The following is a 10,298-nucleotide window of genomic DNA, read 5'->3' as shown; positions in this document are numbered from 1 at the left end:
GACCGCGACCGCGCCGGTCGGCGCCGAGGCTGCCCGGGCGCGGCCCGTGGCGCGGACCGGCCGGCGACGCGCGCGGCCGCCCACCGGTGACCGTTCACCTCCGGCGGGAAGCCGGCGCAGCGGAACGGTCAACAGGCCGCGCCCGAGGGGCCGTTGGCGGTCAGAAGGCCGAAGTCTCCGGCTCGGGAGCGGGCGGCACGCCGCGCGTGGCCGCGCGCGGGACGCCGTCGCGGAGGACACGCTCCAGCGCCGCGCGGCCGGCGGGTCCCCAGGTCGGCTTGCCGCCGGGAAGGCCCCGGTCTCCGTTCTGGCCCATCAGCATGAGGAACAGACTCTTCAGGGCGGCCAGTCCACGGGCGCGCCGGATCGTCGCCTCGTCCGCCCGCGCGTACGCGTCGAAGAACCGGGAGACGGCGCCTGCGGGCAGGAGCACCCAGGCGGCCGCGAGGTCCCACGCGGGATCGCCGGCGAACAGGGTGTCGAAGTCGACCACGCCCGCGAGGGTTCCGTCCGCGACCACGACGTTGGCGGGGTGCAGGTCGCCGTGCACCCACACCGGCGGCCCCGCCCATCCGGGGGCCGCGACGGCGTCGTCCCAGACGGCCCGCACGTCGGCGGCGAGGTTGTCGGGGACCACGGCGTGGAAGAACTGGTCGAAGCCGTTCGCGCACTCCCGGGGGTGGCCGCCACGGTCCTCGCTGGCCGGTGCCTCGGCGGGCGCCTCCTCGTGGAGCGCTCTGAGGAAGTCGGCGAGCACGTCGGCCGCGTGGTCGCCGCGACTGATCAGGGTGTGGTCCAGCGGTTCGCCGGGGACCCACGTCATGACGGTCCAGAGTCTGGGGAAGCGCGCGGACGGTTCACCGGTCCGGACCGGTTCCGGGACCGGGAGCGGCAGGCGCGGGGCCAGGACGGGCAGCCACCGGCGCTCCTTGAGCTGGAGGCCCGGGGCCTGTTCGGTGCGCGGCATCCGCACCGCCAACTCGTCCCCGAGGCGCCACATCTGGTTGCCCCATCCGCCGGGCACCTCGCGGATGGCCAGCCCCGCGAGGTCCGGATGCTGCTCGCGCAGCAGGTCACGGACCAGGCCGGCGGTGATCTCGATCTCGGTTTCGGTACCGGTGTCGGTCATGCGAACCGAGGCTACCGGGGCGGGGCGCCGCCTCGGCTCGCTGCGTGTCTCGGGACCAACCGCCCGGCGGGAGCCGCTACTCGGGGACGTCCCACGCGTCCTCGTCCACCGCCTGCCCCTCCCGCTCCAGGGCCTCGCGCACCACGCGCAGCGCCAGCCCCTCCGGATAGCCCTTGCGGGCCAGCATCCCGACCAGCCTGCGCATCCGCTTGGGCGTGGGCAGGCCGCGCGTCGCCGGGAGGCGGCGGGCCACCAGGGCCCTGGCCGTCTCCTCCTCGTCCTCCGGCTCCAGCCGGGAGACGGCCTCCTCGATCACCGAGGAGGCCACTCCCCTGGTCCGCAGCTCGCGGGCCAGAGCCCGCCGCGCCAACCCCCGCCCGTGGTGGCGGGACTCGACCCACGCCTCGGCGAACACCGCGTCGTCGATCAGCCCGACCTCCTCGAAGCAGTCGAGCACCTCGGCGATGGCCTCCTCGGGGATCTCCCTGCGCCGCAGCGCGTCCGCCAACTGCCGCCTGGTGCGCGGCGTCCCGGTGAGCAGCGTCAGGCAGACGCTCCGGGCGCGCTCCACCGGGTCGGCCGGCGGCCCCCCGGCCGGCGGTCCGTGGGCGGGCCGCCCGCCCACCGCCCGTCTCCCGCCGGGGCGGGTTCTGGCGTCGGGGGCCGGGCCACCCGCCCCCTCGGGCGGGGGCTCCGGCCACTCGCTGCGCCGGGTCATCCGTCAGGCCTTGGCCGCGACGGCCTTCGCGGCGCGGGGAGCCTTGGCCGAGGCCGCCGACCTGGCCGCCTGCGCCGGCGGGGCGGCGCCCGCCTCGGCGTCCTTGCCCGAGGCGTCCTTGCCGGAGGCCGCGCTGTCCGCCTTGTCGGACTCGCCCTCCGGCGCCGCGCTCTTCGGCCCGATGCCCAGCTTCTCCTTGATCTTCCTCTCGATCTCGTTGGCCAGGTCCGGGTTGTCGCGCAGGAAGTTCCGCGCGTTCTCCTTGCCCTGGCCGAGCTGGTCGCCGCCGTAGGTGTACCAGGCGCCGGACTTGCGGATGAAGCCGTGCTCCACCCCCATGTCGATCAGGCCGCCCTCCCGGCTGATGCCCGTGCCGTAGAGGATGTCGAACTCGGCCTGCTTGAACGGCGGGGCGACCTTGTTCTTGACGACCTTGACGCGGGTGCGGTTGCCCACCGCGTCGGTGCCGTCCTTGAGGGTCTCGATCCGCCGGATGTCCAGCCGCACCGAGGCGTAGAACTTCAGCGCCCGACCACCCGAGGTCGTCTCGGGGGAGCCGAACATCACGCCGACCTTCTCCCTGAGCTGGTTGATGAAGATCGCGGTGGTCTTGGCCTGGTTGAGCGCGCCCGTGATCTTCCGCAGGGCCTGGCTCATCAGCCGCGCCTGGAGGCCGACATGGGAGTCGCCCATCTCGCCCTCGATCTCCGCCCTGGGCACCAGGGCCGCCACCGAGTCGATGACGATGAGGTCGAGCGCGCCGGAGCGGATCAGCATGTCCGTGATCTCCAGGGCCTGCTCGCCGTTGTCCGGCTGGGAGAGGATCAGCTGGTCCACGTCCACGCCCAGGCGCTTGGCGTACTCGGGATCGAGGGCGTGCTCGGCGTCCACGAAGGCGACGGTGCCGCCGGCCTTCTGCGCGTTGGCCACCGCGTGGAGGGTGAGCGTGGTCTTGCCGGAGGACTCCGGGCCGTAGACCTCGACCACCCGGCCACGAGGCAGACCGCCCACGCCCAGGGCCACGTCGAGCGCCGTGGAGCCGGTGGGAATGACCTCGATCGGCTCGTCCGGCCGCTCGCCAAGGCGCATCACCGCGCCCTTGCCGAACTGCCGCTCAATCTGCGCGAGTGCGGCGTCGAGCGCCTTCTCGCGGTCCGTACCTGCCATGGGTGCCACCCGGTCCGTCTGATTCGATCGCTTCACAACCACGGACGCTAGCGCCCGCCACTGACAATCGACACGCGCACTGGGCTCGCAGCGACCTGGACGCCGTTTCCGTAGCCCCCATAAGAATGCCTGTTCGATTTTTGTGTCAAGCGGGGCCGCGCGCCGGACCGTTGGAAAAACCGCAGGTCAGCGCCATCAACGCAGGTGGTGAGGCACGTCGTTCGCGGCGCAGACGGCCCGCCAGACGTCCTTGGCGGACCAACCGGCGTCCAACGCCTCGTACACGGTGCGGCCGCCCAGCTCCGACATCACGTGGTCCCTGGCGAAGGAGTCGGCGTAGGCCGCGCCGAAGTGCTCCGCCATCCGTTCCCAGAACTCCGTCAACCGCATGGGCCCCAGTATCCCCCGCCGGGTCGACGGCACCCGGCCGAAGGGGAACGCCCCGGCTCAGCCACCGATGGCCCGGCACCCGGCCGTGACCAGCACGCCGGCCGCGACCACCAGCAGGAACGGGGCGCGCAGCAGCAGGACGACCCCGGCCGCCGCCAGCCCCGCCAGCCTGGCGTCGACCACCAGCGCGCCGTTCCCGTCGTCCACCGTCTGGAGCGCGGTCAACGCCGCCAGCAGCGCCACCGGCAGCAGGGCGGCCAGCCGACGCACCAGCGGGCGCTCCAACGCGCCGGGCGGCACGGAGAGTCCGAGCAACTTGGCCAGATAGCAGCCGGCGGCGGTCAGTCCGATGGCGATCCAGGTGGTCACCGCGCCACCTCCGTCTCCTCGACCGACCCGCCGCTCCCCCGGCCGCGCCGCCCGGCGCACAGCAGCACCACGGGCGCGGCCAACGCCGCCACCAGCACCGGCACCCCGGCCGGCAGCAGCGGCAGGCACCCCAGCGCGAGCAGCACGGCGAGCACGGCGGTGGCCCGTTCGGCGGTGGAGTGGAGCATCGGGGCGAGCAGCGCGAGGAAGACGGCGGGCGAGGCGGCGTCCAGGCCCCAGGCCTCGGGGTCGCCGATCGAGCCCGCGCCCAGGGCGCCCAGCAGGGTGGTCAGGTTCCAGCAGACGAAGAGCGTGGTGCCGCTGACCGCGAAGCCCAACCTGGCCAGCGCGCCGGTGGGTTGGGCGAGGGCCACCACCGAGGTCTCGTCGATCACCCAGTGGGCCGCCAGCGGTCGGACCCGCGCGGACGGCCGCAGCACCGTCGAGAGCCGCAGGCCGTAGAAGCAGTTGCGCACCCCAAGGAAGAACGCGCCGGCCGCCGCCGTGACCGGGTTGCCGCCGGCGGCCAGCGCCCCGACGAGCGCGAACTGCGAGGCGCCGGTGAAGACCAGCAGGCTCAGCGCGCAGGCCTGCGCCACGCTCAGGCCGCCGGAGGCGGCCGTGACGCCGAAGGCGAAGCCGGAGAGGCCCACCGCGAACCCCACCCCGAGGGAGTCCCGCACGGTCGCCCGCCGGTCGCCACCGGCCGGCTGCTCCGGCTGAGCCGACCGGTCCGGTTGAGCCGGTCTGTCCGGCTGCTCCGGTCGGTCCGGCTGATCTATGAGGTCTCTTGCCTTTTCCATCACGGCGGAACGTTAAGCGGTCGGCCCGAGATCGTTCTTGTACGTTCTTGCACGCCCGTGGCTCGGCTGCCGCACACGACGGGCCCGCTGGTAGGCGCCCGGGGTCACCCCGACGGAGCGGTGGAAGTGCCGGTGCAGATGGGACTGGTCGGTGAAGCCGACGGCGACCGCCGCCTCGGCCGGGCGCACCCCGACGTCCAGCAGCTCCCGCGCCCGCCGCACCCGGGCGTCGGTCAGCCAGGCGTGTGGCGGCATCCCGTACCGCGTCCGGAAGGCGCGCAGCAGCGCGAACGGGCCGGTGTCCAGCGCCCGGGCCAGCTCGTCCAGGGTCGGCGGATCGGTCATCCGCGCCAACAGCTCCTCGCGGGCGCGTGCCGCCAGCCGCGCGCCCGCGTCGCGCACCACGTGCTGGGGACGCGCTCCACCCGCCGTGCGGAGCAGCCGCGCCACCGCGATCCGCAACAGGCTGTCGGCGGCGAGCGCCTGTCGTTCCTCCACGGCGGCCAACACCTGCCCGACCAGTCGCACCGCCACGGGATCGTGCACCACCGGCTCGGCGAACCACGCCGAGCCGCGCAGCCCGATCACCTCGGCCGCGACCGCGTCGACCACGTCGGCCGCCGGGTAGAGCGCCCCGTACGCCCAGCCCTCGGGCACCCCGGCCCGGCCGGTGTGCGGAACGTCCGGGTTGATCAACGCCAGGCCGCCGGCGCCCGCCCGCTCCAGGCTGCCCCGGTGCCGGAAGACCTCCACCCCCTCGGTGATCCCGGCGATCACGAAGGTCGGGTGGGTGTGCGGGATGAAGACCCGCCGCACATAGCGCGCCCGCAGCAGGTCGACCCCCGGCAGCTCGGGGGCCACCCAGAGCCGCGCGCTCTCCCCGGAGGACTCGGTCATGCCGGCCATTGTGCGCCGTTGTCAGTGGTGGGGTGCACGATGGGACCCATGAGCGGCAGTGACGAAGGAACGGGCAGCGCGGTGCTCGACGGCTTCTCCCCGGCCACCAGGGCCTGGTTCACCCACGCCTTCCACGCGCCGACGGCCGCGCAGGAGGGCGCCTGGCGGGCCATCGCCGAGGAGTCCGACGCGCTGGTGGTCGCGCCGACCGGCTCGGGCAAGACGCTGGCCGCGTTCCTCGCCTCGCTCGACCGGCTGGCCGCCGAGCCCTCGCCGGCCGAGCCGCTCAAGCGGTGCCGGGTGCTCTATGTCTCCCCGCTCAAGGCCCTGGCCGTGGACGTGGAGCGCAACCTCCGCTCGCCGCTCACCGGCATCCGCCAGGAGTCGATCCGCCTCGGCCAGCCCGAGCCCGACATCCGCGTCGGCATCCGCACCGGGGACACCCCGGCCGCCGACCGCAGGGCCCTGGCCAGGCGCCCGCCGGACATCCTGATCACCACCCCCGAGTCGCTCTTCCTGATCCTGACCTCCACGGCCAGGGAGGCGCTGGCCGGCGTTGAGACGGTGATCCTCGACGAGGTGCACGCCGTCGCCGGCACCAAGCGCGGCGCCCATCTGGCGCTCTCCCTGGAGCGGTTGGACGCCCTGCTGCCCCGGCCGGCGCGGCGGATCGGCCTGTCGGCGACGGTCCGCCCGGTGGACGAGGTGGCCCGCTTCCTGTCCCCGCAGCGCAAGGCCACCGTCGTGCAGCCGCCGTCGGGCAAGGAGTTCCAGCTGTCGGTGGTCGTTCCGGTGCCGGATCTGGGGGAGTTGGGCGGCTCCCCGGTGCCCGAGGTCGCGGCCGGGGACGACCGGCCCTCGATCTGGCCCTCGGTGGAGGAGCGGATCGTCGACCTGGTCCAGGCCCACCGCTCCACGATCGTCTTTGTCAACTCCCGTCGGTTGGCCGAGCGTCTGTGCAACCGGATGAACGAGATCGCCTATGAGCGGGCCACCGGGGAGAGCCTTCCCGTCGACCACGGCCCGGCCGAGCTGATGGGCGGCTCCGGCGCCGGCACCGGCGCTCCCCCGGTGCTCGCCCGGGCGCACCACGGCTCCGTGGCCAAGGAGCAGCGGGCCCAGATCGAGGAGGACCTCAAGGCCGGCCGGCTGCCGGCCGTGGTCGCCACCTCCAGCCTGGAGTTGGGCATCGACATGGGCTCGGTCGACCTGGTGGTGCAGGTCGAGTCCCCGCCCTCCGTCGCCTCCGGGCTGCAACGGGTCGGCCGCGCCGGGCACCAGGTGGGCGCCGTCTCGGCCGGGGTGGTCTTCCCCAAGTACCGGGGCGACCTGGTGCAGTCGGCGGTGGTCACCGAGCGGATGCGGCAGGGCGCCATCGAGGCGCTGAAGATCCCGGCCAACCCGCTGGACGTGCTCGCCCAGCAGATCGTGGCCATCACCGCCATGGACAGCTGGGACGTGGACGAGCTGCTGACCCTGGTGCGGCGGGCCGCCCCGTTCGCGGCGCTGCCGGAGTCGGCGTACCGGTCGGTGCTGGACATGCTCGCCGGGCGCTATCCCTCGGACGCCTTCGCCGAGTTGCGGCCCCGGCTGGTGTGGGACCGGGTCGCCGGCACGGTCAGCGGCCGGCCCGGCGCCCAGCGGCTCGCGGTCACCTCGGGCGGCACCATCCCCGACCGTGGCCTCTTCGGCGTCTTCCTCGTCGGCTCCGACCCCGGGCGGGGCGGCGGCCGGGTCGGTGAGCTGGACGAGGAGATGGTCTACGAGTCCCGGGTGGGCGACGTGTTCACCCTCGGCACCACCTCCTGGCGGATCGAGGACATCACCAGGGACCGGGTGCTGGTCTCCCCCGCGCCCGGCGTTCCAGGGCGGCTGCCGTTCTGGAAGGGCGACCAGCTGGGCCGGCCACTGGAGTTGGGCCGCGCGCTGGGTGCCTTCCTGCGGGAGGTCGGCGCCCTGGACGAGCCGGCCGCCCGGGCCCGGCTCGCCGAGGCCGGCCTGGACGACTGGGCGGTGGACAACGTCCTGGCCTATCTGTCGGAGCAGCGCGAGGCGTGCGGCCACATCCCCGACGACCGCACGATCGTGGTGGAGCGGTTCCGGGACGAGCTGGGCGACTGGCGGATCGTGGTGCACTCCCCGTTCGGCGCCCAGGTGCACGCCCCCTGGGCGCTGGCGCTGGGCGCCCGGCTCACCGAGCGGTTCGGCATGGACGCGCAGGTGCTGCACGCCGACGACGGGATCGTGCTGCGGCTGCCGGACGCCGACCTGCTCGGCACCGAGGCCGGGTGGGACGCGGACGACCCGGGCCCGGGGCCGCTCGACGCCGCCTTCGACGACGGGCAGGCGCCGGTCGGCGCCGGCGACGTGCTCTTCCCGCCGGGCGAGGTGGACGAGCTGGTCACCGAGCAGGTCGGCGGCTCGGCGCTGTTCGCCGCCCGCTTCCGGGAGTGCGCCGCGCGGGCCCTGCTGCTGCCCCGCCGCGACCCGCGCCGCCGCACCCCGCTCTGGCAGCAGCGCCAACGGGCCGCCCAACTGCTCTCGGTGGCCAGCGAGTTCGGCTCGTTCCCGATCGTGTTGGAGGCGGTCAGGGAGTGCCTCCAGGACGTCTTCGACGTGCCGGGCCTCACCGAGCTGATGCGGGACATCGAGGCCCGCCGCGTCCGCCTGGTCGAGGTCACCACGCGCGACCCGTCGCCGTTCGCCCGCTCCCTGCTCTTCGGCTATGTCGCCCAGTACCTCTACGAGGGCGACTCCCCGCTGGCCGAACGCCGCGCCGCCGCCCTGTCGTTGGACTCCCGGCTGCTCGCCGAGCTGCTGGGCCGCGCCGAGCTGCGCGAGCTGCTCGACCCCGAGGTGCTGGCCGAGCTGGAGCGGGAGCTGGGCTGGCTCACCGAGGAGCGGCGGGTGCGGGACGCGGAGGGCGTCGCCGACCTGCTGCGGGTGCTGGGCCCGCTGACGGAGGCCGAGTTGGCCGAGCGCGGCGCCGCGCCCAAGTGGGCCGCCGAGCTTGGCGCCGCCCGCCGGGCGCTGACGGTGCGGATCGCGGGGGCGGACCACTGGGCCGCCGTCGAGGACGCCGGCCGGCTGCGGGACGCCCTGGGCACCGCGCTGCCGGTCGGGGTGCCCGAGGCGTTCACGGAGCCGGTGGCCGACCCGCTGGGCGACCTGCTGGCCCGCCACGCCCGCACCCACGGCCCGTTCACCTCGGCGCAGGCCGCCGCCCGCTTCGGCCTCGGCACGGCCGTCGCGGACGGGGCGCTGCACCGGATGGCGGCCGAAGGGCGCCTGGTGCAGGGCGAGTTCCGGCCCGGGGCCAGCGGGCAGGAGTGGTGCGACCCCACGGTGCTGCGGCGGCTGCGGCGCCGCTCGCTGGCCGCGCTGCGCCAGGAGGTGGAGCCGGTGGCGCCCCGCGCGCTGGCCGCGTTCCTCCCCCGCTGGCAGCATGTCGGGCCCGCCGTCGGCCGGGGCGAGCTGCGCGGCGTGGACGGACTGGTGCGCGCCGTCGAGCAGTTGCAGGGCTCGGCCGTGCCCGCCTCGGCGCTGGAACGGCTGGTGCTGCCGGCCCGGGTGACGGGCTACACGCCCCAGCTGCTGGACGAGTTGACGGCCTCGGGAGAGGTGGTGTGGGCGGGCGCCGGCGCGCTGCCCGGCAAGGATGGCTGGATCTCGCTCTTCCCGGCCGACTCCGCGCCGCTGCTGCTCCCGCCGCCGCTGCCGCTGGAGTTGCGCGAGGCGCACCGCGCGGTGCTGGCGGCCCTGGCCGGCGGGTACGGGCTGTTCTTCCGCCAGATCGCCGACCAGGTCGCGGCGGCCGGCGTCGAGGTCGGCGAGGCCGCACTGGCCGACGCCGTCTGGGAGTTGGCCTGGTCGGGCCGGCTCACCAACGACACGCTCGGCCCGCTGCGCGCCCTGCTGGGCTCGGGACGCACGGCCGGCTCCACGGCGCACCGCGCCCGCCGCGCCACCCCGCGCGGCCGCTATGGCGCGCTCGCCATCTCCACGGGCGGCGCCGCCCGCCCCGCCTCGCGCAACGGCCCCCCGACGGTCGCCGGCCGCTGGTCGCTGCTCCCCGAGCGGCTCGACGACCCCACCCTCCGCGCCCACGCCCTGGCCCGCACCCTGCTGGACCGGCACGGGGTGGTCACCAGGGGCGCGGTCGGCGCGGAGGGCGTGGCCGGCGGATTCTCCGCCGTCTACCGGGTGTTGTCGGTTTTCGAGGAGAACGGGCAGGCCAGGCGCGGCTATGTGGTGGAGGGGCTGGGCGCGGCCCAGTTCGCGATGGACGGCGCGGTGGACCGGCTGCGCGCCGTCGGCTCGGCCGCCGAGCGCCCCTCCGGCGGGCCCGGCACGCCCCGGGTGGTCCTGCTGGCGGCGGCGGACCCGGCCAACGCCTATGGCGCGGCCCTGCCCTGGCCCGAGCCGCCGCAGGGCGCGCGCCACAAGCCGGGCCGCAAGGCCGGTGCTCTGGTGGTGCTGGTGGACGGCGCGCTCACGCTCTATGTGGAGCGCGGCGGGCGGACGTTGCTGGCCTGGCCGGCCGACGAGGGCGCGGCCAGCGGGGAGGAGTGGCAGCAGGAGGCGCTGCGCCCGGCCGCCGAGGCGCTGGCCCAGGCGGTGCGCTCAGGAGCGTTGGGCACGCTCACGGTCGAGCGGGTCAACGGGCAGCAGGCGCTGACGGATCTGGCCTGGGTGAGCATGTTGGAGGGCGCGGGCTTCCACGCGACGCCGCGCGGGCTGCGGCTGCGCCCCTGAGGGGCGTTGACGCCCGCGAGAGGGCGCGCACGCGCGCGGCCGCGCCGGCCCGCACACGCGGGCGGCCGCG

Annotated in this window: 8 protein-coding genes; 1 reads left to right on the top strand and 7 read right to left on the bottom strand. The window is 75.4% G+C overall.

Annotated elements, in window-relative coordinates; all coding sequences use genetic code 11:
• Nucleotides 1-160: 160 nt before the first annotated feature.
• The 7 genes from EBN88_RS25285 to EBN88_RS25255 form a co-directional block, all read right to left on the bottom strand.
• Nucleotides 161-1,129 carry an aminoglycoside phosphotransferase family protein gene (locus EBN88_RS25285; protein WP_122399374.1) on the bottom strand — a complete coding sequence of 323 codons (969 nt, stop codon included), beginning with the start codon at nucleotides 1,127-1,129 and terminating at the stop codon, nucleotides 161-163.
• Nucleotides 1,130-1,205: 76 nt separating this feature from the next.
• The gene (gene recX / locus EBN88_RS25280) at nucleotides 1,206-1,847 is read right to left on the bottom strand and encodes a recombination regulator RecX (RefSeq protein ID WP_122399373.1); all 642 of its coding nucleotides are present in this window, start codon (nucleotides 1,845-1,847) and stop codon (nucleotides 1,206-1,208) included.
• 3 nt (nucleotides 1,848-1,850) lie between these two features.
• A complete protein-coding gene (recA, locus tag EBN88_RS25275; RefSeq protein ID WP_122399372.1) occupies nucleotides 1,851-3,014 on the bottom strand; it encodes a recombinase RecA in 1,164 nt (387 codons plus the stop codon).
• Nucleotides 3,015-3,209: 195 nt separating this feature from the next.
• A complete protein-coding gene (locus EBN88_RS25270; protein ID WP_122399371.1) occupies nucleotides 3,210-3,404 on the bottom strand; it encodes a DUF3046 domain-containing protein in 195 nt (64 codons plus the stop codon).
• Nucleotides 3,405-3,461: 57 nt separating this feature from the next.
• Nucleotides 3,462-3,773, bottom strand: a complete 312-nt coding sequence (locus tag EBN88_RS25265) for an AzlD domain-containing protein (protein ID WP_122399370.1) — start codon at nucleotides 3,771-3,773, stop codon at nucleotides 3,462-3,464.
• Nucleotides 3,770-4,576: an AzlC family ABC transporter permease gene (locus EBN88_RS25260; protein ID WP_122399369.1), complete on the bottom strand. Its 807-nt coding sequence runs from the start codon at nucleotides 4,574-4,576 to the stop codon at nucleotides 3,770-3,772. Before EBN88_RS25260 ends, EBN88_RS25265 begins: the two co-directional genes overlap by 4 nt.
• A gap of 12 nt (nucleotides 4,577-4,588) precedes the next feature.
• Entirely contained in the window at nucleotides 4,589-5,473 is an 885-nt protein-coding gene (locus EBN88_RS25255) for a helix-turn-helix transcriptional regulator (protein WP_407703461.1), read from the bottom strand.
• A 48-nt stretch (nucleotides 5,474-5,521) separates the two neighbouring features.
• Here EBN88_RS25255 and EBN88_RS25250 point away from each other — a divergent pair, with 48 nt between their 5' ends.
• Nucleotides 5,522-10,228, top strand: coding sequence for an ATP-dependent helicase (locus EBN88_RS25250; RefSeq protein WP_122399367.1), 4,707 nt, complete (start codon nucleotides 5,522-5,524; stop codon nucleotides 10,226-10,228).
• Nucleotides 10,229-10,298 lie beyond the last annotated feature (70 nt).

The sequence above is a fragment of the Streptomyces triticirhizae genome (assembly GCF_003696235.1).
Lineage (GTDB): Bacteria > Actinomycetota > Actinomycetes > Streptomycetales > Streptomycetaceae > Streptomyces > Streptomyces triticirhizae.
Note: the sequence above shows the minus strand (reverse complement) of the source record. Positions and strands in the feature narration are given on the sequence as shown.

Excerpts from the sequence above, each read along its gene's own strand:
- EBN88_RS25270 (WP_122399371.1), bottom strand. The coding sequence starts at position 3,404 with ATGCGGTTGACGGAGTTCTGGGAACGGATGGCGGAGCACTTCGGCGCG.
- EBN88_RS25260 (WP_122399369.1), bottom strand. The coding sequence starts at position 4,576 with ATGGAAAAGGCAAGAGACCTCATAGATCAGCCGGACCGACCGGAGCAG.
- EBN88_RS25285 (WP_122399374.1), bottom strand. The coding sequence starts at position 1,129 with ATGACCGACACCGGTACCGAAACCGAGATCGAGATCACCGCCGGCCTG.
- recA (WP_122399372.1), bottom strand. The coding sequence starts at position 3,014 with ATGGCAGGTACGGACCGCGAGAAGGCGCTCGACGCCGCACTCGCGCAG.
- recX (WP_122399373.1), bottom strand. The coding sequence starts at position 1,847 with ATGACCCGGCGCAGCGAGTGGCCGGAGCCCCCGCCCGAGGGGGCGGGT.
- EBN88_RS25250 (WP_122399367.1), top strand. The coding sequence starts at position 5,522 with ATGAGCGGCAGTGACGAAGGAACGGGCAGCGCGGTGCTCGACGGCTTC.
- EBN88_RS25255 (WP_407703461.1), bottom strand. The coding sequence starts at position 5,473 with ATGACCGAGTCCTCCGGGGAGAGCGCGCGGCTCTGGGTGGCCCCCGAG.